Source organism: Thioclava sp. ISO4 (genome assembly GCF_058105145.1).
This window is the reverse complement of record NZ_CM176571.1, coordinates 3,931,085-3,954,905: the sequence shown is the minus strand read 5'-3', so window position 1 is coordinate 3,954,905 and position 23,821 is coordinate 3,931,085. Positions and strand designations below refer to the sequence as shown.

The 23,821-nt window shown below is 64.1% G+C and carries 28 protein-coding genes; 16 read left to right on the top strand and 12 right to left on the bottom strand.

What is annotated here, in order from left to right:
- Window positions 1-156 precede the first annotated feature (156 nt).
- Window positions 157-873: a PEP-CTERM sorting domain-containing protein gene (locus AC2TZ7_RS19245; protein WP_489865416.1), complete on the top strand. Its 717-nt coding sequence runs from the start codon at window positions 157-159 to the stop codon at window positions 871-873.
- Window positions 874-1,242: 369 nt separating this feature from the next.
- Here AC2TZ7_RS19245 and AC2TZ7_RS19240 read toward each other — a convergent pair whose 3' ends face one another.
- From AC2TZ7_RS19240 to ettA, 3 genes are all read right to left on the bottom strand, one after another.
- Complete coding sequence (locus AC2TZ7_RS19240) at window positions 1,243-2,052, bottom strand: division plane positioning ATPase MipZ (RefSeq protein WP_078522580.1); 810 nt, start codon at window positions 2,050-2,052, stop codon at window positions 1,243-1,245.
- 128 nt (window positions 2,053-2,180) lie between these two features.
- Entirely contained in the window at window positions 2,181-2,783 is a 603-nt protein-coding gene (locus tag AC2TZ7_RS19235) for a hypothetical protein (RefSeq protein ID WP_489865415.1), read from the bottom strand.
- A 66-nt stretch (window positions 2,784-2,849) separates the two neighbouring features.
- Window positions 2,850-4,505, bottom strand: a complete 1,656-nt coding sequence (ettA, locus tag AC2TZ7_RS19230; RefSeq protein WP_134331419.1) for an energy-dependent translational throttle protein EttA — start codon at window positions 4,503-4,505, stop codon at window positions 2,850-2,852.
- A gap of 282 nt (window positions 4,506-4,787) precedes the next feature.
- Between ettA and AC2TZ7_RS19225 the strand changes: the two genes are divergently transcribed.
- The 3 genes from AC2TZ7_RS19225 to AC2TZ7_RS19215 all read left to right on the top strand — a co-directional run bounded on the left by AC2TZ7_RS19225 (window position 4,788) and on the right by AC2TZ7_RS19215 (window position 6,823).
- Window positions 4,788-5,120 carry a hypothetical protein gene (locus AC2TZ7_RS19225; RefSeq protein WP_489865414.1) on the top strand — a complete coding sequence of 111 codons (333 nt, stop codon included), beginning with the start codon at window positions 4,788-4,790 and terminating at the stop codon, window positions 5,118-5,120.
- A gap of 277 nt (window positions 5,121-5,397) precedes the next feature.
- Window positions 5,398-5,949 carry a hypothetical protein gene (locus AC2TZ7_RS19220; protein ID WP_489865413.1) on the top strand — a complete coding sequence of 184 codons (552 nt, stop codon included), beginning with the start codon at window positions 5,398-5,400 and terminating at the stop codon, window positions 5,947-5,949.
- Window positions 5,950-6,061: 112 nt separating this feature from the next.
- Window positions 6,062-6,823 (top strand): ion channel, encoded by a 762-nt coding sequence (locus tag AC2TZ7_RS19215; RefSeq protein ID WP_489865412.1) that lies wholly within the window; start codon window positions 6,062-6,064, stop codon window positions 6,821-6,823.
- A 3-nt stretch (window positions 6,824-6,826) separates the two neighbouring features.
- Here the strand turns inward: AC2TZ7_RS19215 and AC2TZ7_RS19210 are convergent, their stop codons facing one another.
- Window positions 6,827-7,297 (bottom strand): CAP domain-containing protein, encoded by a 471-nt coding sequence (locus AC2TZ7_RS19210; RefSeq protein WP_489865411.1) that lies wholly within the window; start codon window positions 7,295-7,297, stop codon window positions 6,827-6,829.
- The gene (gene rimO / locus AC2TZ7_RS19205; protein WP_489865410.1) at window positions 7,294-8,679 is read right to left on the bottom strand and encodes a 30S ribosomal protein S12 methylthiotransferase RimO; all 1,386 of its coding nucleotides are present in this window, start codon (window positions 8,677-8,679) and stop codon (window positions 7,294-7,296) included. Before rimO ends, AC2TZ7_RS19210 begins: the two co-directional genes overlap by 4 nt.
- 234 nt (window positions 8,680-8,913) lie before the next feature.
- Here rimO and AC2TZ7_RS19200 point away from each other — a divergent pair, with 234 nt between their 5' ends.
- Window positions 8,914-10,164: an OmpP1/FadL family transporter gene (locus AC2TZ7_RS19200; RefSeq protein WP_489865409.1), complete on the top strand. Its 1,251-nt coding sequence runs from the start codon at window positions 8,914-8,916 to the stop codon at window positions 10,162-10,164.
- A 71-nt stretch (window positions 10,165-10,235) separates the two neighbouring features.
- Here AC2TZ7_RS19200 and AC2TZ7_RS19195 read toward each other — a convergent pair whose 3' ends face one another.
- Window positions 10,236-10,838: a GcrA family cell cycle regulator gene (locus AC2TZ7_RS19195; RefSeq protein WP_078542153.1), complete on the bottom strand. Its 603-nt coding sequence runs from the start codon at window positions 10,836-10,838 to the stop codon at window positions 10,236-10,238.
- A gap of 220 nt (window positions 10,839-11,058) precedes the next feature.
- Between AC2TZ7_RS19195 and AC2TZ7_RS19190 the strand changes: the two genes are divergently transcribed.
- Complete coding sequence (locus AC2TZ7_RS19190) at window positions 11,059-11,853, top strand: ABC transporter permease (RefSeq protein WP_078548792.1); 795 nt, start codon at window positions 11,059-11,061, stop codon at window positions 11,851-11,853.
- A gap of 26 nt (window positions 11,854-11,879) precedes the next feature.
- Here AC2TZ7_RS19190 and trpA read toward each other — a convergent pair whose 3' ends face one another.
- Both trpA and AC2TZ7_RS19180 read right to left on the bottom strand, forming a co-directional pair.
- Window positions 11,880-12,671 carry a tryptophan synthase subunit alpha gene (gene trpA / locus AC2TZ7_RS19185; protein ID WP_489865408.1) on the bottom strand — a complete coding sequence of 264 codons (792 nt, stop codon included), beginning with the start codon at window positions 12,669-12,671 and terminating at the stop codon, window positions 11,880-11,882.
- A gap of 104 nt (window positions 12,672-12,775) precedes the next feature.
- Window positions 12,776-13,192: a VOC family protein gene (locus AC2TZ7_RS19180; protein ID WP_489865407.1), complete on the bottom strand. Its 417-nt coding sequence runs from the start codon at window positions 13,190-13,192 to the stop codon at window positions 12,776-12,778.
- 115 nt (window positions 13,193-13,307) lie between these two features.
- Here AC2TZ7_RS19180 and ychF point away from each other — a divergent pair, with 115 nt between their 5' ends.
- The gene (gene ychF / locus AC2TZ7_RS19175; protein ID WP_489865406.1) at window positions 13,308-14,405 is read left to right on the top strand and encodes a redox-regulated ATPase YchF; all 1,098 of its coding nucleotides are present in this window, start codon (window positions 13,308-13,310) and stop codon (window positions 14,403-14,405) included.
- Window positions 14,406-14,421: 16 nt separating this feature from the next.
- Here the strand turns inward: ychF and AC2TZ7_RS19170 are convergent, their stop codons facing one another.
- Both AC2TZ7_RS19170 and AC2TZ7_RS19165 read right to left on the bottom strand, forming a co-directional pair.
- Entirely contained in the window at window positions 14,422-14,910 is a 489-nt protein-coding gene (locus AC2TZ7_RS19170) for a cupin domain-containing protein (protein WP_489865405.1), read from the bottom strand.
- A gap of 53 nt (window positions 14,911-14,963) precedes the next feature.
- Window positions 14,964-16,586, bottom strand: coding sequence for an acyl-CoA dehydrogenase family protein (locus tag AC2TZ7_RS19165; RefSeq protein WP_489865404.1), 1,623 nt, complete (start codon window positions 16,584-16,586; stop codon window positions 14,964-14,966).
- Between the two features lie 120 nt (window positions 16,587-16,706).
- Here AC2TZ7_RS19165 and msrB point away from each other — a divergent pair, with 120 nt between their 5' ends.
- The 5 genes from msrB (at window position 16,707) to AC2TZ7_RS19140 (ending at window position 20,044) form a co-directional block, all read left to right on the top strand.
- Complete coding sequence (msrB, locus tag AC2TZ7_RS19160) at window positions 16,707-17,147, top strand: peptide-methionine (R)-S-oxide reductase MsrB (protein WP_489865403.1); 441 nt, start codon at window positions 16,707-16,709, stop codon at window positions 17,145-17,147.
- Window positions 17,148-17,245: 98 nt separating this feature from the next.
- Window positions 17,246-18,292 carry an aldo/keto reductase gene (locus tag AC2TZ7_RS19155; protein ID WP_489865402.1) on the top strand — a complete coding sequence of 349 codons (1,047 nt, stop codon included), beginning with the start codon at window positions 17,246-17,248 and terminating at the stop codon, window positions 18,290-18,292.
- Window positions 18,292-18,642, top strand: a complete 351-nt coding sequence (locus tag AC2TZ7_RS19150) for a hypothetical protein (RefSeq protein WP_489865401.1) — start codon at window positions 18,292-18,294, stop codon at window positions 18,640-18,642. The genes AC2TZ7_RS19155 and AC2TZ7_RS19150 overlap by 1 nt, the downstream gene beginning before the upstream one ends.
- Window positions 18,639-19,145, top strand: coding sequence for a lipocalin family protein (locus tag AC2TZ7_RS19145; RefSeq protein ID WP_489865400.1), 507 nt, complete (start codon window positions 18,639-18,641; stop codon window positions 19,143-19,145). Before AC2TZ7_RS19150 ends, AC2TZ7_RS19145 begins: the two co-directional genes overlap by 4 nt.
- Complete coding sequence (locus AC2TZ7_RS19140; RefSeq protein ID WP_489865399.1) at window positions 19,142-20,044, top strand: DMT family transporter; 903 nt, start codon at window positions 19,142-19,144, stop codon at window positions 20,042-20,044. Before AC2TZ7_RS19145 ends, AC2TZ7_RS19140 begins: the two co-directional genes overlap by 4 nt.
- Here the strand turns inward: AC2TZ7_RS19140 and AC2TZ7_RS19135 are convergent.
- Window positions 20,041-20,748: an NUDIX hydrolase gene (locus AC2TZ7_RS19135; RefSeq protein ID WP_489865398.1), complete on the bottom strand. Its 708-nt coding sequence runs from the start codon at window positions 20,746-20,748 to the stop codon at window positions 20,041-20,043. The genes AC2TZ7_RS19140 and AC2TZ7_RS19135 overlap by 4 nt on opposite strands.
- Window positions 20,741-21,142 carry a DUF983 domain-containing protein gene (locus AC2TZ7_RS19130; RefSeq protein WP_347429844.1) on the bottom strand — a complete coding sequence of 134 codons (402 nt, stop codon included), beginning with the start codon at window positions 21,140-21,142 and terminating at the stop codon, window positions 20,741-20,743. Before AC2TZ7_RS19130 ends, AC2TZ7_RS19135 begins: the two co-directional genes overlap by 8 nt.
- A gap of 188 nt (window positions 21,143-21,330) precedes the next feature.
- Here AC2TZ7_RS19130 and AC2TZ7_RS19125 point away from each other — a divergent pair, with 188 nt between their 5' ends.
- The 4 genes from AC2TZ7_RS19125 (at window position 21,331) to AC2TZ7_RS19110 (ending at window position 23,797) form a co-directional block, all read left to right on the top strand.
- Window positions 21,331-22,197 (top strand): EF-hand domain-containing protein, encoded by an 867-nt coding sequence (locus tag AC2TZ7_RS19125; RefSeq protein ID WP_489865397.1) that lies wholly within the window; start codon window positions 21,331-21,333, stop codon window positions 22,195-22,197.
- Window positions 22,198-22,291: 94 nt separating this feature from the next.
- Window positions 22,292-22,876, top strand: coding sequence for an RNA polymerase sigma factor (locus AC2TZ7_RS19120; RefSeq protein ID WP_075774043.1), 585 nt, complete (start codon window positions 22,292-22,294; stop codon window positions 22,874-22,876).
- Window positions 22,869-23,291, top strand: coding sequence for a dihydroorotate dehydrogenase (locus tag AC2TZ7_RS19115; RefSeq protein WP_489865396.1), 423 nt, complete (start codon window positions 22,869-22,871; stop codon window positions 23,289-23,291). Before AC2TZ7_RS19120 ends, AC2TZ7_RS19115 begins: the two co-directional genes overlap by 8 nt.
- On the top strand, window positions 23,291-23,797 hold the full coding sequence (locus AC2TZ7_RS19110; RefSeq protein ID WP_489865395.1) for a periplasmic heavy metal sensor: 507 nt from the start codon (window positions 23,291-23,293) through the stop codon (window positions 23,795-23,797). Before AC2TZ7_RS19115 ends, AC2TZ7_RS19110 begins: the two co-directional genes overlap by 1 nt.
- Window positions 23,798-23,821 lie beyond the last annotated feature (24 nt).

Genomic DNA, 23,821 nt, shown 5'->3' with positions numbered 1-23,821 from the left:
TCCGGGGCGGCGTTTCGATTGTGGACACATCATGGCGGCCCATCGTGAAATTGCCCCGGTGGAGCCCCAGTGCGTCCCGATTCCGATGGTTAATGAAAGGTAACGAAGTCGCCTCCGCATCAAGAACGGGGCGACGCCATCGAGATCGAGCCTGTCATGTTGTTACCGATTGTCAGTTTTGCGAAGCGCGGTCTCGCCCTTTTGGTGGCGAGCGTCCTTTATGCCTCTGCCGCGCAGGCGGTGACGGTCGATCTGATCACCAACGGGGATTTCGAGACCGGCGATCTGTCGGGCTGGAGCACCAGCGCGAACAGCGGGGGCGAGACCTTCGAGATCGAGCGGGGCAATCGAGGGCATCCGGCGCTTGGCGGCGCCTACGACGTCTCCTTCGATCCGCGATATGCGGGCACGGCCTCGCTGACCCAGTATTTCGACGTGCCCGATCAGGTGCTGGCCGCGACGTTCTCGTTCACGGCGCAGATCGGTAACACGTTCTTTTCGACGAACTCGCCGCTGTTCCAGCTTTCGGTCTTCGATAGCCTGAACAATGTGATCTATGCGGCCTATTCGAACTCTTTCAATACGGTCGCAACGCCCGTCAGCCTGGACCTGTCCAGCTTGCTGCAGTCGAACCAGGGCGCGACGCTGGGTCTGCAATTCTCGTTCGAGCCCGCGAGCGGCTTCGTCGGGTTCAGCAGCGATGTCACGCTCGACGATATCGCGATGTTGGTGGAAACGCCCGCCACGGTGCCGCTGCCGGCCTCGGTCTGGATGATGCTGGCGGGGCTGGGGCTTTTCGTAGCGCTTGGCTGGTCGCGCAAGACCCGCAATGGCGCGGATATCGCAAACTGCGAGGGTCCTATCGCCGCGTAAGAGGCCGTGAAAGCGTCCCGACAACGCCACTGACATATCCACAGTGCGCCACGGAAGCGCCTCAATTGGCCGGAAATCTCGAAGGGTGACGCTAAAACGGCGTCGATACAAAGGAGACACGGAATGCGCTGTCTGACTGCCCTTTTTTGCGTCTTTAAGCGCCGCGAGGATCGGATCGACCTGCGGATGAAAGAACTCGGCTCGTTGCCCGCACCGTGCCGCAGACGCGTATCGCCTTTCGCTGAGATGCCGAAACCTCAGTAAAAGCACGCGCCTTAGTCAGCTACCCGTACCAGTAACGAAACGCCCGAGGGTCACTCCCAGCGGGCGTTTGTTTGTCTCAGGGGCCTGTCGCGCAGTGAGAGAGGCTCAGAAGTCGACCGCGACGCCGGGCAGGTCCAGCTCCTTCATCAGGTCGCGCACTTCCTGACGGGCCGCCACGTTGGAGATGTTGAGGCTCTCGACGCCGAGGTCCTTGAGGTCCAGAAGCGTCAGCCCGCGCGGGAACAGCTCGCGGAAGATCACCCGCTCCGAGAAGCCGGGCGAGACGCGGAAGCCGATGCGCTTCGAGAGCTGCTCCAGTGCCGCGCCCACCTTGCGCTTGTTGTGCATCTGCTGAGCGCCCACGCGGTTGCGCAGCACGATCCAGTCGATCGGCTTCAGCCCCGCCTTCGCGCGCAGCTGCCGCGCCGACCAGACCATTTCGGAATAGATCGAGGGGCCGATCACCTTCGACGTGACCGGGTCGATCCGCGCCAGCAGGTCGAAATCGATGAAGCTGTCATTGAGTGGCGTGACCAGCGTATCGGCCAGCGAATGTGCGACCTGAGACAGCCGCGTATGCGAGCCGGGGCAGTCGATCAGAATGAAGTCGCAGGACGGCTCCATCTCGGCCACGGCGGTCGACAGACGATGGTCATAGGGGTTCTCGCCCGGACCCAGCGTCGAGGCGTCCACCTCGGGCAGTTCGCGATAATCGGGGCAGGGCAGGTCGAGCCCCTCGCGATCCATATAGGCCAGCCGGTTCTCGACATAGCGCCCGAAACTGCGCTGCCGCAGATCGAGATCGAGCGCCCCCACTTTCCATCCCATCCGCGCCAAGGCGGTCGCCACATGCATCGAGGTGGTGGACTTCCCCGACCCACCCTTTTCGTTGCCCATCACGATGATATGCGCCAAGTCCCATCCCCGCTTTGTCTTGTGTCTTGTCCCTTACCAGACACTATAGATGGCAATGGGGAACTGGGGAAGGTGGCGCGCAAGGGGCGAGGTGAGATGAGGCTGGGGTGTGTGGTTTTGGTTGGGGGTTAGGAGAGAGCTTGGTCAATACAATGATTCAGACTATGGACGTCCGCCGAAAGTATCTTTTGTGCATGCTCGCTCACTTGTTTTTCGGAATAATTCTTTCCGATGACAAGGTCCGAAAAAAAGAAGTTCGCGTTTGCCAAAGTCGTGGTCCGAAAGGCTTGCCGCATAATGTAGCAAGCTAATCCACCGTACCGTTGGTTCAGTTGAATGGACTTGTTCAACCAAACGCAATGCACTCTGCGTTCTGAGACCTTCTCAATTTCAAAGAGAGGTACGACGTTGATATTGAAATATGCGCCAGGAGGAGTGAATATTTCTTGGTGGTCGACTGGTCGTATTGATTTGAGACTACCAAACCGCTCTATAAAGTTATCGAAGAGCTGGACGTTGTTTGTTTTTTCGACCTTGTTGGTTGGGCTTTCGACAATTGCACGCGCTTTTTCGACGTCTTTGTCCAATAGATACATACGTACCGCTTTATCAAAGCTCCAGTAGTGGTCGTAACCCGAGCGCGGTTCGAAGCGCCGTTGAATCTCAGAGAGTCTACCGGGTGTTCCATTGAGACAAAATTTAATGAAAGTTTGTAATGCAAAATTTTCCATGCTGCCCTCAATCTAAAAAGGGCAGCATGGGGCAGCGTTTACGGCGAGTAAAGACCCGCCGCTAAATCACCTACTGAACTTCTTATACTTCACCCGCTTCGGCTCGACAGCATCCGGACCGAGACGGCGGATCTTGTCTTCCTCGTAATCCTCGAAGTTGCCCTCGAAGAATTCCACATGGGCGTCGCCCTCGAAGGCGAGGATGTGGGTGCAGAGGCGGTCGAGGAAGAAGCGGTCGTGCGAGATGATGATCGCGTTGCCGGCGAAGTCTTCGATCGCGGCTTCCAGCGCCTGCAGGGTTTCGACGTCCAGATCGTTGGTCGGTTCGTCGAGGAGCAGCACGTTGCCGCCTTCTTTCAGTAGCTTGGCCATGTGGACGCGGTTGCGCTCACCACCCGAGAGGAGACCCACCTTCTTCTGCTGGTCGCCGCCCTTGAAGTTGAAGGCGCCGCAATAGGCACGGCTGTTGACCTGCGCGTCGCCCAGTTCGATCAGCTCGGCCCCGCCGGAGATTTCCTCCCAGACGGTCTTGTTCGCGTCCAGCGCGTCGCGCGACTGGTCGACATAGGCCAGCTTGACCGTGTCGCCGACGGTGATCTCGCCGGTGTCGGGCGTGTCCTGCCCGGTGATCATGCGGAACAGCGTGGATTTACCCGCACCGTTCGGGCCGATCACGCCGACGATGGCGCCCGGCGGGATCGAGAAGGACAGGTTCTCGATCAGTTGCTTGTCGCCGTAATGTTTCGAGATGCCCTCGACCTCGATCACCTTGCCGCCCAGACGCGGGCCGTTCGGGATGATGATCTGGGCCTTGCCGACGCGCTCGCGCTCGGACTGGTCCGCCATCTTCTCATAGGCCGAGATACGCGCTTTGGACTTCGCCTGACGCGCCTTGGCGCCGGCCCGGATCCACTGAAGTTCCTTCTCGAGGACTTTCTGCTTGGCCTTGTCCTCGCGGGCTTCCTGCTCGAGGCGCTTGGCTTTCTGCTCCAGCCATGCGGAGTAGTTGCCCTCATAGGGGATGCCGCGGCCGCGCTCGAGTTCGAGGATCCACGAGGTGATGTCGTCGAGGAAGTAACGGTCGTGCGTGACGCAGAGGATCGTGCCCTTGTATTCGATCAGGTGCTTTTGCAGCCAGGCGATCGTTTCCGCGTCGAGGTGGTTGGTCGGTTCGTCGAGCAGAAGCATGTCGGGCGCTTCCAAGAGCAGCTTGCACAGCGCGACCCGGCGGCGCTCACCGCCCGAAAGGGTTTCGACATCGGCCTCGTCGGGCGGGCAGCGCAGGGCTTCCATCGCGACGTCGACCTGGCTGTCCAGATCCCAGAGGTTTTCCGAGTCGATCTCGTCCTGCAGCTGGGCCATCTCCTCGGCGGTCTCGTCCGAGTAGTTCATCGCCAGCTCGTTGAAACGCTCCAGCTTGGCTTTCTTGGCGGCCACGCCTTCCATGACGTTGCCGCGCACGTTCAGCGCCGGGTCCAGATCGGGCTCCTGCGGGAGGTAGCCGACTTTCGCGCCTTTCGCGGCCCAGGCCTCGCCCGAGAAATCCTTGTCGATTCCCGCCATGATGCGCAGCAGCGTGGATTTACCCGCGCCGTTGACGCCCACGACGCCGATCTTCACGCCGGGCAGGAAGGACAGGCGGATGTTTTCGAAGCATTTCTTGCCACCCGGATAGGTCTTCGAGACACCATCCATGTGATAGACATATTGATAGGACGCCATGGTCGACCTCGTTTGGAATAAGGGGTTTGGGCGCCTTCTATGCGGAAAGCCGGCATAGGGAAAGGGGGCGTGGCGGGGGCCTACGGGCGAGCCTGCCGCTTCTGTCGTTTAACTGTCATTTTTCAACGTGCGCAAATGCGCAGAACTGTGTGTGAAAAGTGTGGTTTTCTGCGAATGCGAACGGTCCTAAATCCCCCTCATCGCCGAGGGCACAGACGCTTCCCCCTGTCGCTTCGCTCTCGGTGAGAAGCACAACACGCGTATTCGTATAGGAGAGTAACAATGAAAACGCTGATCACGACTTCGGTCCTCGCCCTCGCCCTGAGCACCTCGCTGGCCGCCGCTGGCGGTGACGGCTACGGCTCCATCGCACCGTCGATGTCGCAAAGCTCCTCGGCCAGCAAAGGCTCGGCTGTTGGTGAAGTGACCCCCGGCAAAGCGCAGATCGCAGCCCAGCTCGGCCTAAACCCGGCTGAATACACCACCGCCGAACTGTTCCGCATCCAGAACGCGCTGCGCAACGGTAACCGCGAAGAGGCGAAATACGTCATCGACCACACCAACCGTAAGCCGGTTGACGTGGCGCCGCAGCCCGTGATGGGCCGTGACGCGTAAGATCGACGCAGTCTTCTGACCGAAAACGGCCCCCTCGCAGGGGCCGTTTCTATATCCGGCCCATCGTGCCGGTTTCTTTCGAGAAATTCGGTTTCCTTTTGTATTCCAGTCACTTCACGGAATCCGGACTGGATGAGAGTTCCCTGTGTATATGTGTTTGAGTGAACACGGGGCGGGGCCAAAACGGCCTTTTGTGCGACGGGTGAGGTCATATGTCGGGGTCATCGGCGCCAGATGGTGCCGCTGGAAATTAACCTGCTGATGAAAGGACTTCATCATGACCCGCAATCTTCTGACCACTGCTATCGCAGCCCTCGCACTGACCGCTGGCTCCGCCGGGATCGCCTCGGCCGCCACGACCCAAGTCGGGGCCGACAATGGTACGGATCTGGGTGTCATCGCCCCTTCGATGACGCCGCAACCCCAAGCGTCGTCGATGGTCGTCAACGCCACCAATCAGGGCAAGGCCCAGATCGCGGCGCAGCTGCAAACCTTCGCCGGTCTGAACAATGTCGATCCCACGCAATATTCGGTGGGTGAGTTGCAGAAGATGTTGCACGCAGCCCGTAACGGCGATGTCGCCAAGCTCGCCTATTACCGCAGCCATGCGGACCGGCAGCTGGGCGGTCCCGGCCTTGGCGAGACCACGCCGGGCAAGACCCAGATGGCCGAGCAGCTCGGGCTCAACCCCGATGATTACACCGTGGCCCAGCTCCAGCGCATCCAGCATGACGTGCAGCGCGGGCGTTACGGCGACGCCAATTACATCGTGACCCAAGGCGCCTCGTCGCAGCCCGCGATGATGCTGTTCGCGCCCAGTGCCCAATGAGCTGATATGAGCTGTCTCCACGAAAAGGGCGGTCCTCCGGGGCCGCCTTTTTCATGCGCTTTGACAGGGCGTTCAAAGCCTGTATCCCTGAGCGAAGACGATGGGAGAGACGATGCTCAAGACGCTGCACCATTACTACGAGGAGGATTCTCGCCGCGCCCATGCGTTTCGTTATGCGCTTCTGGCCTTCGACCTTGCCACGATCCTCTTCGTCATCGTCACCTCCTTCTTCCCGCACACGGTCACGATCGAAGTCATCGATGCGGTGATCGGCATCGTGATCGTGGCAGATTTCCTCGCCCGCTACGCGATCTCGGACGAGAAGGTCCGCTTCTGGACCCGCGCGGCGACATGGGCGGACATCATCGCGATCGGGTCGTTCCTCGCGCCGATCGCGGGGGAGGGGCTGGGCTTCCTGCGGATCCTGCGGACGTTGCGACTGCTACATACCTATCAGCTCATGGCGCGGCTGCGGCACGACTTCAAATTCTTCCGCCATCATCAGGAAATCATCATCGCCGCCATCAATCTGGGCGTGTTCCTCTTCGTGATGACCGGGCTGATCTATGCCACGCAGGTGCGGATCAATCCGCAGATTTCGAACTATGCCGACGCGCTCTATTTCACCGTGACCACGCTGACCACGACGGGGTTCGGGGACATTACGCCCAAGGGCGAATGGGGGCGGATGATCTCGGTCGCCATCATGATCTTCGGCGTCACGCTGTTCTTGCGGCTCGCGCAGGTGCTGTTCCGGCCCACGAAGGTGCGCCATGAATGCCCGACCTGTGGGCTGAGCCTGCACGATGCCGATGCGATCCACTGCAAACATTGCGGCGAGGTCATCCACATCGACACCGAAGGGCTGACCTGAGCTTCAGCAGGGCTTCGCGAGCACCATCACATACCACGGGCCCTTGCCGTCGCGCTGGGGCACGACCGCCACGCCGATCCGGGTCACGCCGCGCAGCAGGATGTTGCGGCGATGGCCGGGCGAATGCATCCAGGCGTCGAACACCTCACCCGGATCGCGCTGGCCCATCGCGACATTCTCGGCGATCAGGCAGGCGCGGAAGCCAGCCTTCGCCGCCCGCCTGAGCGGGGTCGATCCGTCCGAGCCCTTGTGATCGAAGAAGCCCTTGCGCGCCATGTCGCAGCCTTGCGTTGCTGCGGCCTGCGTCAATTGCAGATCCGTCGCGAGCGCGTTCAGCCCTTGGGCTTGCCGCTGTTGCGAAGTCGCCTGCGCAATCTCGCGCCCTTGGGCGGCATCGATGGCGCATGCGCCAGCCTGCGCCGCGACGGGCAACAGGCCGAGAAGCAATGCGAGCAGAGCGAGAGTGCGGATCAAACGAGCCTTCCCCAGAGATCGTATTCCGAGGCCTCATCGACCTCGACCGTCACGATATCACCGGGGCTGAGATTCTCGAAATCCTCATCGATGAACAGGTTGCCGTCGATCTCGGGCGCGTCCGCCTTGGTGCGGCAGGTGGCGCCTTCCGCATCGACCGCATCGACGATCACCTGCTGGACGCTGCCGACCTTGGCTTGCAGCTTCGCTTCGGAAATCGCCTGCGCCTTTTCCATGAAGCGGTTCCAGCGGTCCTGCTTCACCTCGTCGGGCACGTGATCGGGTAGGGTGTTAGAGCGCGCGCCCTCGACGTTTTCATATTGGAAGCAGCCGACGCGATCGAGCTGCGCCTCGTCCATCCAGTCGAGCAGGTACTGGAACTCCTCCTCGGTCTCGCCGGGATAGCCCACGATGAAGGTCGAGCGCAGCGTGATATCGGGGCAGGCCGCGCGCCACGCCGCGATCTCGTCGAGCGTCTTGGCCGAGGCCGCGGGCCGCGCCATCCGCTTGAGCACATCCGGGTGGGCGTGCTGGAACGGAATGTCGAGGTAGGGCAGCACGCCGCCGCCGTTTTCCTGAGCCTCCGCCATCAGCGGGATCAGGTTGCGCACATGCGGGTAGGGGTAGACGTAATGCAGCCGCACCCACGCGCCGAGCGAGCCCAGATCCCGCGCGAGATCGGTGATATGCGCGCGGTGGCCACGCTCTTCGGCATGTTTGATATCGACGCCATAGGCGGACGTGTCTTGGCTGATCATCAACAATTCGCGCACGCCCGCGCCGACCAGCTTCTCGGCCTCGCGCACGATCGCATGGGCCGGGCGGCTAACGAGGCGGCCGCGCATGTCGGGGATGATGCAGAACTTGCACTTGTGGTTACAGCCTTCGGAAATCTTCAGATAGCTGTAATGGCGCGGCGTCAGCTTCACGCCCGCCGCGGGCAGCAGATCGACGAAGGGATCGGGATCGGGCGGCACGGCGGCATGGACCGCGTCCAGCACCTGCTCGTATTGATGCGGGCCGGTCACGGCGAGCACGGAAGGATGCGTGCCGGTGATGTATTCGGGCTCCGCACCCAGACAGCCGGTCACGATGACCCGGCCGTTTTCATTCAGAGCCTCGCCGATGGCCTCGAGGCTTTCCGCCTTGGCGCTGTCAAGAAACCCGCAGGTATTCACGATCACCGCATCCGCACCCGCGTAATCGGGCGAGATCGCGTAACCCTCGGCGCGCAGCCGCGTCAGGATGCGTTCGCTGTCGACCAGTGCCTTGGGGCAGCCAAGCGAGACCATCCCGATCAGCGGCTGACCGGGGCGGGGGGCATCCGAGATGCGCGCGCGGGGCGCGAGATCGGGACGCAGGTTCGGAGGGTTTGTGCTCATGGCGCGCGATATAGCCCTTGCAGAGCGTTCCGAAAAGCCCCCCGCGTGACGGATGGCATTCCCATGGCGTGGGGGGCGGATTTCGGCCCGACACACGGCAAACGAGAAAACGCTTGCCAGATCAGGTATATTTAAAGTTGAATATTTGAAGCTGTTTTTCGAACGGCACAGCCGAGGCGCAGGGGGGAAGGGAGAGCCTGCCTGCGCGACAACCGGCTCAGAGGGAGGAAACTAATGAAGAAGTTTGAATTACCCCGTTTTGCGGGGGCGGTTTCGCTGTGCCTGGCGTTGAGCGTTCCGGGCGTCGCAAGCGCGACCGAGGGCTACTTCGCCCTTGCCTACGGGCCCGCGCAGCGCGGTGTCGGCGGGGCCGGGGTGGCCTATTCGGTCGACCCGATGTCGGCGGCGATCAACCCCGCGAATATCGCCGATATCGGCCACGCGATGACCTTCGGGCTCGAGGCCTTCTCGCCGCGGCGGGGGTTCGATGCGAACGGGTCCCCCCCTTTGCCCAATGGTGGGGCAGATTCGGGGCATGACTGGTTTGCGATCCCGAATTTCGGTTATAACCGCCCGCTGGAAGGCGGCGGCGCGCTGAACGTCATGGTCTATGGCAATGGCGGGATGAATACGAGCTACCCCGATGTCGCGAACCCGAACTGCGGGGGCGCAACCGGAATTTTCTGCGATGGCAAGGCGGGCGTCGATCTGATGCAGATGTTCGTTTCGGTCGGTTACGGGCGCAAGGACGGCAATCTCAGTTGGGGTGTCGCACCGACCTTTGCCGTACAGCGCTTCGCGGCACGCGGTATTTCGTCACTCTCGGGAAGCTCGGTCGATCCAACGAATTTCTCGGGCAGAGGCTACGACATTTCCACCGGGGGCGGCCTGCGCGCCGGTCTGAAATACGAGATCTCGCCGCAGGTCACGGTTGGCCTCGCGGGGCAGACCCGCTTCAAGATGTCGAAATTCGACAAATATGCCGGGCTCTTCGAAGATGCGGGCAGCTTCGACATTCCCGCCTCGATCAGCGCGGGCGTCACCTTCAAGCCGCGCAGCGATCTGGCGCTGATGCTGGACTACCAGCGGATCTTCTACAGCAATATCGCTGCGGTCGGGAATTCCAATACCAACGGGCTTTTCGGGGCCAAGGGCGGGGCGGGCTTTGGCTGGGATGATGTGGACGTCATCCGGATCGGCGCGGAATGGCAGCAGACGCCGGATATGACCTGGCGCGCGGGCTATGCCTACGCGACGAACCCGATCGGCAAGGAAGACGTGATGCTGGGCGTGCTCGCACCCGGTGTGGTCGAGCATCATTTCAGCTTCGGTGGGGCGAAGAAGCTCAACGAGCGCGACACGTTCGATTTCGCGATCAACTATGTCGCGCCGCATAAGGTCAAAGGGCCGGGCATGTTCGGCGGCGATGTCGAATTGGACATGCACCAGTTCTCGGCCTCGGTGGGTTGGACCCGGCGGTTCTGACCCTCCGACCAAACGACCAAAGAAAAAGGGCGCCTCGCGGGGCGCCCTTCGTCATTCGTATCGCGGTTGCCTCAGCGGCGACGGTCGCGGCGCGAGCTCATCGGCTGGAAGGCGACGCCGACATGGGCCTCGCAATAGGGCTTGCCGGATTGGCTCGGCAGGCCGCAGAACCAGAATTCCTCGGTCGCGGGGTCGCCGATCGGCCATTTGCAGGTGCGCTCGGTCAGTTCCATCAGGCCAAGCTTCTTGGCGTGTTTCTCGACCTCACCGACCTTGGCCAGCGCGGCCGGGTCGATCTCATTGGCGGAGGGCTGCGGCGGCAGCGGCTGACCGGCGGGGATGATCGCCTTGCGCGCGGGCGCGGCCGACGGGGCTGCGGCCTGAGCGGGCGCGGGGCTTGCCGGTTTCGCGGCGGGCTTGGGCTCGGGCGCCTCGGCTGCGGGCTGCGCGGCGGGCTTCTCTGCCTTCGCCTCGACCTTCTCGGGCTTGGCTTTCGGCTCGGGTTTCGCGGGCTCTGCTGCGCCGCCGGTGCGGTTCGACAGGCCGAGGCGATGCACCTTGCCGATCACCGCGTTGCGCGTCACACCGCCCAGCTCTTTCGCGATCTGGCTGGCCGATTGGCCTTCGGTCCACATCTTCTTGAGCAATTCGACGCGTTCATCGGTCCAGGACATGGGCATCCTTCCTTGGTTTCCTGCAAGTCCGTCTTGCAGGCCATTCCAGTTTCTATCCCTATTTTAGCGGGAGAGCGCAGAGATACAATCGCGAGGCCCGCTTTTCAAGGCCCGCGAGGACGTCCGGAGCAGTGCGCAAGCGGGAAACCAGCTGTGCGCGGGCTACGTTGAGCTGCGGGCCGCGAGCGTGTAGGGAGCGGGCAACAACGGGAGTATCAGGATGTACGAGATCGGCGTGCGCCGTTTTGGCGCGGTGAACTGGATGGGCCTGCGGATGCTGGGGTGGCGCGAGATTCGCCGCTTTCTCGCGGTCTGGCAGCAGACGGTGCTGGCGCCGCTGATCACCGCCGGTCTGTTCCTGACCGTCTTCGCGCTGGCTTTCGGGCGCAACCGTGCCGACGTTCTGGGCGTCGATTTCCTGCATTTCATCGCGCCGGGCATCCTGATGATGACGGTGATCCAGAACGCTTTTGCCAACACATCTAGCTCGATCGTGATCGCGAAGGTGCAGGGCAATATCGTCGACACGCTGATGCCGCCGCTTGCGCCGTGGGAAATCCTCGTGGGTTATCTGACCGGCGCGGTGGCACGTGCGCTGATCGTGGCGGTCGTGATCTGGCTCGGGCTGTTTGCCGTGCTGGGGCAGGGGATCGCGCACCCGTTCTGGGCGATTGCGGCGGTCGTGCTCGGCGCGGCCTTCCTTGGCGGTCTGGGTATTCTGGCGGCGGTGTTTGCGGACAAGTTCGACCAGATGGCGGCAATCACCAACTTCATCATCACGCCGCTGTCGTTCCTGTCGGGCACATTCTACTCGGCCAAGGCGCTGCCGCCGGCCTTCCAGATCCTGACCCATTACAACCCGGTCTTCTACCTGATCGACATGGCCCGGTTTGGCTTCCTCGGCGTCTCCGACGCCTCGCCGTGGCACGGGTTGGCCGTGATCTGCGCCGCACTGGTCGTGGTTCTGGGGCTTGGCTGGTACTGGCTGCGCATCGGCTACCGCATGAAACCCTGAGCCACGCTTAAGCGGCGCGTGGCCGTTCAGGCCGAATGCGCGCCGCCCACGAGGCCCTTCACGAAGTCCAGCACCTCCGCCACCGGCTTGCCCTCCGCGATCTCTTTCACGATGGCCGAGCCTACGACGCAGCCATCGGCCACGCCCGCGATGGTCTTCGCGGCTTCGGGCGTCGTGATGCCGAAGCCCACGATCACCGGCAGATCGGTCTTCGCCTTGATCCGGGCGACTTCCGGGCCGACCTCGGTCGCCTGCGCGGCCTGAGAGCCGGTAATCCCCGTCACCGAGACGTAATAGACGAAGCCCGAGGTGTTCTGCAGCACCTTCGGCAGACGCTTGTCGTCGGTCGTCGGCGTCGCGAGACGGATGAAGTTGATCCCGGCGGCCTGCGCGGGGATGCAAAGCTCGACATCTTCCTCGGGGGGCAGGTCGACCACGATCAGCCCGTCGATCCCGGCAGCCTTCGCATCCTCCAAGAAGCGATCGACGCCGCGGTTATAGATCGGGTTGTAATAGCCCATCAGCACGATCGGCGTGGTGTCGTCGGTCTTGCGGAACTCGGCTGCCATGTCGAGCGTCTTCTGAAGCGTCTGCCCACCGTCGAGCGCGCGCTGGCCCGCCAGCTGGATCGTCGGACCGTCGGCCATCGGATCGGTGAAGGGCACGCCCAGCTCGATGATGTCGACGCCTGCCGCCGGCAGGCCCTTCATCACCTCGAGCGAGGTTTCCAGATCCGGGTCGCCCGCCATGATGTAGGAGACGAAGGCTTTCTTGCCCTCTTCCTTGAGGCTGGCGAATTTGGCGTCGATGCGAGTCATGGCGTCCCTCCGGCTGGTCCCGAAGCGGTTTGCGCGAAGAGGGCGAGAAAATCAATGCCTCGCGCGCGGTGTAGTGTTGTAGCGACGTCCCAGACGGCCCGCGCCTACATCTTCGAGGGGCCGTTGATCATCCACGCCGTTCCGAAGCGGTCGCGCAGCATTCCGAACCCGTCGGCCCAGAACGTGTCGTCGAAGGGCATCATCACTTCCTCGGCCCTATCCAACAGCCGCTCGAAGATCGCCTTCGCGGCCTCCCGGTTCTCCGAGACATGCGAGATCGAGACCGAGCTTTGCGGGCGATCGCGCCCCTCGGGCCAGTCCGAGGCCATCAGTGCGCCGTCCCCGAGCTTGATCAGCGCATGCATGATCCGCGCCTTGCCTGCCTCGCTCATGCCTTCGCTGGCCTCGGGCATGTCGCCATAGCGCATGATGAAGGGCGGCTCGGTGCCGAAGAGGTCGGCATAGAAACGCATCGCCTCTTCGCAGTTTCCCTGAAAGTGGATGTAGGGTTCGAAACTCATCGCGGTCGCCTCCCTGAACAAGAAGGTCAGCCTATCACGATTCCGGCCCTCGCGCGCGCTTGCACCGGGGGCGCCCAATGAATAAGAAGCGCGCAGCCACAAACAGGAGGGCGAAATGGGTTTCAAGATGGGTATCGTGGGTCTGCCGAACGTGGGCAAATCCACCCTCTTCAACGCGCTGACCAAAACGGCGGCCGCGCAGGCGGCGAATTTCCCCTTCTGCACGATCGAGCCGAATGTCGGCGAAGTGGCCGTTCCCGATGAGCGGATCGACACGCTGGCGCAGATCGCCGGCTCGAAAGAGGTCATCCCGACCCGCATGACCTTCGTCGATATCGCGGGCCTCGTGAAGGGTGCCTCGAAAGGGGAGGGCCTCGGCAACCAGTTCCTCGCCAATATCCGCGAAGTCGATGCGATCGCCCATGTGCTGCGCTGCTTTGAAGACGGCGATGTGACCCATGTGGAGGGCCGCGTCGATCCGGTGGCCGATGCCGAGACCATCGAGACCGAGCTGATGATCGCCGATCTCGAAAGCCTCGAGAAGCGCATCGCGAACCTCGCCCGCAAGGTGAAATCGGGCGACAAGGAAGCGAAGGAGGCGATGCGTCTTCTCGAGCAGGCGAAGGAAGCACTGGAAGCCGGTCGCCCCGCGCGCACCGTCGAGGTGTCCGAGGACGACCGCAAGGCGTGGAACATGCTGCAGCTGCTTACCGCCAAGCCGGTTCTCTATGTCTGCAATGTCGAGGAAGGTTCCGCCGCGACCGGCAACTCGAAATCCGAAGCGGTCGCCAAGATGGCCGCCGAGCAGGGCGCGGGCACTGTCGTGATCTCGGCCAAGATCGAAGAGGAAATCTCGCAGCTCGACGCCGAGGAAGCCGAGATGTTCCTCAAAGAGATGGGTCTGGAAGAGGCCGGTCTCGATCGTCTGATCCGCGCGGGCTACGATCTGCTGGGCCTGCAGACCTATTTCACCGTCGGCCCGAAAGAGGCCCGCGCTTGGACGATCCGCAAGGGCACGCTGGCCCCGGCGGCGGCGGGCGTCATTCACGGCGATTTCGAGCGCGGCTTCATCCGCGCCGAGACGGTCTCCTACGATGACTACGTCGCCAACAAGGGCGAAGCGGGCGCGAAAGAGGCGGGCAAGTTCCGCGTCGAGGGCAAGACCTACGAAGTGAAAGACGGCGACGTCCTGCACTTCCTGTTCAACGCGTGAGCATCGGCTGGGGGCATTATTTCTTGGCCCCCGCCGTGACCTCCGTGATCGCGTCGGCATCCACCATCTGCCACGCCATTCCCGCATTGCGGTAGAGCCGTTTACCCAAGTCGGGATAGTCGCCCACGTCATGGGAAAGGCGCTGGCCCATCACGAGCAGCCGCAACAACTCCGATCCGGTATTCTCGATCGTATGGGCCGCGCCGCCCGCCCGGTAGCCGATGAAATCGCCCGGCCCGATCGCGTGACGTTCTTCGCCGATCCGCGCGGTCGCCTCGCCGCTGAGCACGAAGATCGCCTCGTCCTCATGGTAGTGGCGGTGAAACTCGGTGGTCTCGCAGCCGGGCTCCACCTCGATGATATGCACCCCGATCCCGGTCAGCCCCGTCGCATCGCCAAGGCTCTTGTTGATCCGCCGCGCATTCGGGTTGAGGAAATGCGTCTTTGCCAGCCCTTCCATAGCCGCGATCTCATCGGCCCGGATCAGATACCGGTCTTCGCTCATCGCGCCCCTCCTTCTCCTTGATCCAAATATCCCCGCCGGAGGCTTCCGTCGTCTCAGCCAGCGATCCGGCCCAGGATAGCAGAGACATCGCTGCCCGCCATCGCCCCTGTGGTCCGGCCCGCCTCGCCCGCAAGCCGCGTCGCGACGAAGGCGTCGCTCACCGCCGCAGGTGCATTTCGGATCAGCAGCGACGCGGTCAGGAGCATTGCCAGCCGTTCCGCGAACCAGCGCGCCTCGGCCTCGGGCGGCAGGGCGGGCCAGCGGGCGAGGTGATCGGCCAGCGCCGCGTCATAGCGCGGATCGGTGCCGCGCGCGGCGTCCAGCTCCGCGCGCAGCATCTCCGCCGCCAGCGGCTCCTTGGCCAAGGTCCGCAGGATGTCGAGGCAGATCACATTGCCCGAGCCTTCCCAGATGCCGTTCAGCGGGGCCTCGCGATAGAGCATCGGCATCGGCGTGTCCTCGACGTAACCGATGCCGCCCAGCACCTCCATCGCCTCGTAGGTCACCACGGGGCAGCGCTTGTTGCCGTAGTATTTCGCGAGCGCCACGCCGATCCGGGCGAAGGCGCGATCCTCGGGGCGGGCGCTGTCGAAGGCCTCCGCCACGCGCATCCCCAGCGTCAGCGCGCCCTCCCAATCCAGCGTCAGATCGGCCAAAACCGCGCGCATCAGCGGCTGGTCGATCAGGCGGCGCTGGAAGGTGGAGCGATGCGTGGCCCAGTGATACGCCTCGGAAATCGCGGCGCGCATCAGGCCCGCAGGGGCCAGCGCCGTGTCGAGCCGGGTGTGATGCACCATCTCGATGATCGTGGCGACGCCCCGGCCTTCCTCGCCCAGAAGATGGGCCACCGCGCCCTCATATTCGATCTCGGAGGACGCGTTGGAGCGATTGCCCAGCTTGTCCTTCAGGCGCTGGATGCGGATTGCGTTGCGCTCGCCTTCCAGCCAGCGCGGAACGAGGAAGCAACTGAGCCCCTTGTCGGTCTGCGCCAGCGTCAGGAAGCCGTCCGACATCGGCGCAGAGCAGAACCATTTATGCCCGGTCAGCCGCCAATGCCCGTCGGCGCGCTCGGCCCGCGTGGTGTTGGCGCGCACGTCCGAGCCGCCCTGCTTCTCGGTCATCGCCATGCCGAGCGTCGCGCCGGTCTTCTCGCCTACCGGCAACACCCGCGGGTCATAGCTGCGCGCCGTCAGTTTCGGGCGCCAGAGCGCGGCGATCTCGGGCGTGGCTTCGAGGGTAGGCACCGCGGCATAGGTCATCGTCATCGGGCAGCAGCTACCGGGTTCGATCTGGCTTGCGAGATAGACCATCGCGGCATGGGTGGCGTGGCCTCCCTTCGCGCCCTCCCACGGCAGCGCGGCATAGCCCGCGCCGATCCCGGCCTCCATGAAGCGATGATAGGCGGGATGAAAGCGCACCTCGTCGAGCCGCCGCCCGCCCATATCGAACAGCCGCAGCTCCGGCAGGTAGCGGTTCGCGTCGCGGCCCGCCTCGCGCATCTCCACGGTGCCGAGCGTCTGGCCGTAATCCGACAGCGCCTCGATTTGACCGCCCGCGCGCGCAACGGCCTCGCGCAGCGGTGCGTCCGTGGCGTAGAGATCGACGTCACCGCGCGCGGGCGGCTGGTTCTCGACGCGGTGGGTGGCCAGATCGGCGCGGGGATCGGGTGTGGTCATGGTCGGCTCCTCCTGATCCGGATGGTAGGCTTGCGCCGTAGAACATGCGAGCGAAACGCGGCGGCAGGGGTTTTCTAAGCCCGCGCGCCGCCTAGATCAGGCGCGAAAGGGAGACCCATCATGAGCAACTGGCAGAAATCCGACGAGGCGATCGCGAAGCTCACCCCCGAGCAATATCGCGTCACTCAGCAAAACGGCACCGAACGGCCCTTCACCGGCGAATATGACAACCACGCCGCCAAGGGCATCTATGTCGACGTGGTCTCGGGCGAGCCGCTTTTCGCCTCCTCGACGAAATACAACGCGGGCTGCGGCTGGCCGTCCTTCACCAAGCCGCTGATCGACGATCATGTCGTAGAGTTGACCGATACCAGCCACGGCATGACCCGGGTCGAGGTGCGCTCGAAACATGGCGACAGCCATCTGGGCCATGTCTTCCCCGACGGGCCGCGCGATCAGGGCGGTCTGCGCTATTGCATCAACTCCGCCTCGCTGCGCTTCGTGCCTTACGAGGAGATGGAGGCCGAGGGCTACGGCGACTACATGGACCGGGTCGAGTAAGCACGACGCCAAGTGAAGCACGCGGGTCAGGGGCCTTTACCTTCCCGCGACCCGGTGGCAGGGTCCGCGCAACATCATATGACAAAGGGGGCGCGGGCATGCGCAAGCTGGAACTTGGTCAAAGCGGGATCATGGTGTCCGAGATTTGTCTCGGGACGATGACCTGGGGCAGCCAGAACACCGAGGCCGAGGGCCATGACCAGATCGATTTCGCGCTCGATCGCGGGGTCAATTTCCTCGACACGGCCGAGATGTACCCGGTGAACCCGGTGAAGGCCGAGACGATGGGCCGGACCGAGCAGATCGTGGGCACCTATCTGGCCAAGCGCGGCAAGCGCGACGATCTGGTGGTGGCCACCAAGATCACCGGCGAGGGCTCGAACGCGGTCGAAGGCGGCCCCGAGATCAGCCCGACCCGGATCCGGCAGGCGGTGACGGATTCGCTGACCCGTCTTCAGACGGATTACATCGATGTTTACCAGTTCCACTGGCCCAATCGCGGCTCGTATCACTTCCGCAAGACGTGGCGCTACGATCCGTCGAAGCAGCCCTCGAAGCAGGAGGTGCTCGACGATATGAGCGCCTGTCTCGAGACGCTCGAAGACCTGCGTAAAGAGGGCAAGATCCGCGAATTCGGCCTGTCGAACGAGACCGCATGGGGCACCGCGCAATGGTTGGCGCTGGCCGAGGCGGGCAAAGGGCCGCGCGTGCAGTCGATCCAGAACGAATATTCGCTGATGTGCCGCTACTACGACCTCGATCTGGGGGAGCTGGGCTATCACGAGAAGGTCACGCTGCTGGCCTATTCGCCGCTGGCCGCGGGTATCCTGACGGGCAAATATTCGGGCGACGTGATCCCCGACAACACCCGGCGGTCGCTGGTGAACAATCTCGGCGGGCGGGCCAATCCGCGCGCTTTCGAGATCGCGGATGGCTATGTCGCGCTCGCCAAGGAGTTCGACCTCGATCCGGTGACGATGGCGATTGCGTGGGTGATGAGCCGTCCGTTCCCGGTGATCCCGATCGTCGGCGCGACCTCGGTCGATCAGCTCAAGCCGAACCTCGACGCCGAAGGGGTGGAACTGCCGAAGGAGCTGCTCGACAAGATCGCTGGACTCCACAAGCATTCCCCGATGCCCTACTGATGCGCGGGGCGTCGATCCTTCTGTGCGCAGCGCTCGCCTTGGCGGGCTGCCAGCCCTTCGGCCCCGCTGACGGGACCGATACGGCAGAGCAACTGCCGCTGGTCGGGCAGGAGAAGATCGATGCCGGGAAATTCGAATGCGTCGCGCGCGGCGGCAAATGGCTCGCGCGCGACGGGGCGTTCATCTGCGTTAAGATGACCTCCGATAGCGGAAAAAGCTGTCAGGTGGGCAGCGAATGCGAGGGCGAATGCCTCGCACGCTCGAAAACCTGCGCGCCGGTGACGCCGCTTCTGGGCTGCAACGAGGTGATGAGCGAGGCGGGCTACCCGATGCAGCTATGCGTGCAATGAGCTGGACGAAGACTGGCGCGCTGGGCGGCATGCTCGCGCTGACCCTCGCGGGCTGTGCGTTGCAACCGCAGACCCAGTCGCTGCGGAAATCAGGCGCGTTGATTTCTTCGGCGTCGCTCTTCGATCCGCAGCGCTTCGGTGGCGAATGGCATGTCGTCGAAAGCGGCATTCCGGGCTGTTCGGGCACGCAGAACTGGGCGTGGGACGGCAAAAACGTCTACCGGCTGCGCGGCACCAGCTGTGCGATCAAGCCTGCGGCCGTCGACGAGACCGTGACGCTGACCGGGCCGGGCGGGCGGCTGCTGGCGAAGGACGCGTTCGGCGGTGAGCCGATCTGGGTGCTCTGGGTCGATTTCGATTATCGGGTGGCGGTGCTCGGCACGCCTTCGGGCCGTTGGGGAATGATCCTGTCGCGGCAGACCCCGCCACGGCCCGATCTGATCAAGGCGGCGCGCGATGTCATGGATTTCAACGGCTATGACATGACGCGGGTCGGTAAGTGAGCGACGCGCCAGTGCATCTCTGGGTCTGGGTGACCCTTTTCGCGGCGGCCGTTCAGACCATCCGCTTCATGCTGCAAAAGCTGCTGGCGGGGGCGCAGCTCTCGGTCGGTGGCGCGACGTTTTCACGGTTCCTGTTCGGCTTCCCGCTCGCGGCGGTGACGGCGCTGGGCTTTCTGGCCGCGACGGACACGCCATGGCCGCATCTGAGCGGCCCCTTCTGGGGTTTCGTCATCGCGGGCGGGGCGGCGCAGGTGGCGGCGACCTTCCTGACGGTGGCCCTGTTCGGTTTGCGCAATTTCGCGGTGGGCGTGGCCTTCACCAAGACCGAGACGGTGCAGGTCGCGCTGTTCTCCGCGATCATCCTTGGCGAATTCGTGGGGCCCATCGGCTGGATCGGGATCGCGATCGGGCTGGCGGGGGTGCTGTTCCTGACCAAACCGCCCGAAGGCGGTTTCAACCCGCGCGCGGCGCTTTACGGCGTCGGGGCGGGGGCGCTGTTCGGCCTGTCCTCGATCTTCTATCGCGGCGCGACGCTGGAGCTGGAGCCGCTCGACTTCTTCGCCCGCGCCATCGTCGCGCTGGCCTGTGCGACCTTCGCGCAATCGCTCGGCATGGGGCTGTATCTGCGACTGCGCGAGCCGGGCGAATTGACCCGCGTGTTCGGCGCGTGGCGGCGCACGGTGCTGGTGGGGATCACCGGCGTTCTGGGCTCGGCGGGCTGGTTCACCGCCTTCTCGCTGCAAAACGCGGCCTTCGTGCGTGCGCTGGGCCAGGTGGAGATCGTGTTCACGCTGCTCGCCTCGGCGCTGGTCTTCCACGAGCGGCTGCACAAGCGCGAAGGGGCGGGCATCGCGCTCGTCGTGGTGTCGCTGATCGTGATCGTGCTGGCGGGACGCTAAAGCCCGATCCGCCGGAACTCCGATCGCGGCCCGCGATTGTCGAAGAACGGCACCGAATGCGGCGTGCCAAGCGCGTGTTTGGTGGTGATGAGGGCGGCGATTTCGGCCAGCACCACCTCGGTGATGAAGGGCAGGTTCAGCGCTCGCGCCTCGGGCAGGGGCACCCAATGCAGATGCGAAAGCTCGTCGCAGGCGCGCGAGAAATCGTCGAGATCGCCCTGGATCGCACCCGCATCGATCAGGAAAAACCGCGCATCGAAGCGGCGCGGGCGGCCGGACGGCGTGATCGCGCGGAACACGAAATGCAGATTGGCCGCCGAGGGCAGAAAGCCCAGATCGGCAAAGCCCTGCCAATCGGTGGGCACCGCGCCGGGCCAGATGGATTTCTCGCCCAGCACCAGCCCGGTCTCTTCCCACAATTCTCGCAGAGCGGCAGCGGCCAGCGCCGCGCCGATCCCCTCGGGCGCATCGGCCTCGAGCCGCGCGTGATCGGGCGCGGGCAGGGGAGAGGCGAAGGGCACCTCCCAATCCGTGGCGTCGAGCGCGCCGCCCGGGAAGACGTATTTCGACGGCATGAAGGCCGCCCCCGCACCGCGCTGACCCATCAGCACGCTCGGCGTCGTATTCGCGTCACGGCGCAGAACGATCACGCTGGCCGCGTCGCGTAGCGCGGTTTTGTCGACCGGGGGGCTCGTGTCAGTCATGGACGATTTCGCCTTCGCCAAAACCATGCATCCGGCGCGACCATTGGATGCCCACCAGCATTCCCTTCATCAGCGGCAAAAGCACCGCCGAGAGCACCATCGAGCCGATGCCGAAAATCCAGATCATCTCCCACGGGCCGGGGCGGAAGGCGATGAAATAGGCCGCCATCATCGGAATCGCGAGATGGCCCACGATCAGGATCGTCAGATAAGCCGGGCCGTCATCGGCGCGCTGATGCGAGAGGTCCTCGCCGCAGGACGGGCAGGTATCGCGCACCTTGAGATAACTGTGCAAAATCCGTCCCTTACCGCAAGCCGGGCAGCGGCAGCGCAGGCCCCGCCCGATCGAGCGGCCCAGCGGGCGGTCATCGTGATACTCGTCATGCGACTGCATTGCGCTCTCCCTTGTGGCGGTCTCTCTCCGCCCGTTCGCGGGGCAGTATGGCGGCAGCCGGGGCGGATGAAAAGTCCGGCGGGTCTATCACGGATGCGTGAGTTTGGCGACGGAATGCTGCGCATGCGCCGTTTGGACAAACATCGACGGCGCGAGACGTGCCGTGGCAGCGAGAACAGGAGTTTCGAATGAAAGTCATGAACAGGCAGACCCTCGTCGCGGCAATCCTCGCAGGCAGCGCGATCACCCTCGCAATGCCGGTGGTGGCGCAGAACCAGAACGGCAGCCAGATGCAGGGACAGCAGGTCATGCCCGGGAATGGGCCGGGCAACGGACCGGGCAACGGTGCTGGCAATGGCCCCGCCAATGGTATGGGGCAGAACATGCAGCCCGGCGCGATGCGCGATCAAGACGGGCGCGGCTTCGGCTTCGACATCAGCCGCTTCGACACCAATGGCGACGGTCAGGTGACGATGGAGGAAATCCAGGCCAAGCGAACCGCCGACGCTGAGGCGCTCGACGCCAATGGCGATGGGATGATCTCGCAGGAGGAACTCGTCAATTCCGAGATGGCCAAGGTGAAAGCCCGCATCGAGGCCCGCGTGAAAGCGCGCTTCGCCGCGCAGGACAGCAATGGCGATGGCGAGCTGTCGGCGGCCGAGCTGATGGCGCATCCGATGCCGACGCGCATGTTCGACCGGATGGATCGCAACAATGACGGGGCGATCAGTGCCGACGAGATGCAGATGGCCAAACGGTTCATGCAGCGGATGAGCGACCGCCGCGACCATGGCCGGAAGGGCGATTACCACGGCCATGACCGCATGGGCAAAGGGGATCGCCATGGCCATGACCGTATGGGGTGGAAAGGCGACCGCGACGGCTACGGGCGGATGATGCAAGGTGACGGCCCGATGGGTCAGGGTCCGATGGGTCAGGGTCCGATGGGGCAGGGCCCGCAGGGCACGCCGCCGATGCAGCCGGGCGCCGGGGCTGGCCAAGGTCAAGGTCCGGGCAACGGTCCGGCGGATGGCTCGGGCCGATCCACGAACTGAGTTTCGAGCAGTGAAAAGAGCCGGGGCGCGGCAAAGCGCCCCGGCTGCGTGTCAAATTGCATGCGCAGGGAAAGCAGGCTAGGCCTTTGACGGAATGACGATGGCACTGGATGCGATGAACGAGGCTTCGGACGAGGCTCTGCTGGAGCTTTACGCGCAGGGCGACCCGGCGGCGGCGCGGGCGTTGACGCTGCGCTTCGGGCCCTTGGCCTACCGGCTCGCCTACCGCTATCTGCGCGATGCGGCCGAGGCCGAGGACGTCGCGCAAGAGGGGCTTTTGCGGCTCTGGAAGATTGCGCCGGAGTGGCGCGCCGGCGAGGCGAAGGTCTCGACATGGCTTTACCGGGTGGTGGCCAACCTCGCGACGGACCGGCTGCGCAAGCGCCGTGGCGTGGGGCTGGATGAGGCGCCCGAGGTGGCCGATGACCGCGCGAGCGCGCTGGACGAGTTGATCGCGCGCGACCGTGTGGCCGCGCTGGAAGCGGCGCTGGAGCAATTGCCGGAACGGCAGCGGATCGCGGTGACCCTGCGACATATCGACGGTTTGTCCAATCCCGAGATCGCTGCCGCGATGGAAACTGGCGTCGAGGCCGTGGAAAGTCTGACAGCGCGTGGAAAACGCGCTTTGAGCAAGCTGCTTCGGGGGCAGCGAGAGAAATTGGGGTTTGGCGATGACTGACAAACGCATGGATCGCGAGACGGACGCGTTGGAAGACGCGGCGCTGGAGACGCTTTTCGGCGAGGCGCGCGCGGCGGGCGGGCCCGAGCCCGAGGCGGGGTTCCTCGCCCGGGTTCTTGCCGATGCGGAGGCGGAGCAAGCGGAATTTGCGCGCCCCGGCCCGGCTGCAGCGCCCGACAGGCCTGACGTCTTGGCCGGTATCTGGGACGCGCTTCGCGGCGCGTTCGGCGGCTGGGCTCCGATGGGCGGTCTGGTCACGGCCGCTCTGGCCGGTGTCTGGATCGGCTTCGTGGGGGCCGACGAGATCGGCGCGCTCAGCCCGTTTTACGCCAGCAGCACGACCGAAAGCCTCGGCACGGTCAACCTGCTACCCGAGGGCGACACCTTCGCCTTCGCCGATGAAGGAGGGTTCTGATGGCGGCTGCCGAGACGCGAAATGGCCGAGGGTTGCGCTGGGCGCTGATAGGGTCGGCGGTGCTGAACCTGCTTTTGCTGGGGTTCTTCATCGGCGGCTGGCTGGCGCATGAGCGGCATCCGCCGCGCCCGGTCGTGGGCGATGTCAGCCTCGGCGCGTTCACCGGGGCGTTGAGCCCGGAAGATCGCGATGCGCTGCGCAAGGCGGCGCAGGCGCGCGGCTCGGAGTTCCGCGATATGCGGCGGCAGGCGCGCAGCGACATGACGGCGCTGATCGCTGCGATCGATGCGGAGCCTTGGGATCGTGCGCAGGTGGCCGAGCTGCTCGAGCGGCACAAGGCGCGGACGGTGCAGCGGGTCGATATCGGCGAGCAACTGATCCTCGACCGGCTCGACGCGATGAGCGCCGAGTCGCGGCACAGCTTTGCCGAGCGTCTGCGCGAGGGGGCTGCGCGGTTCGACAAGCGCAAGAAGGACCGCGAGGACACCCCAAAGCCCAAGCCGTGAGGTCAGGCGGGCGGGCGCCCCCAA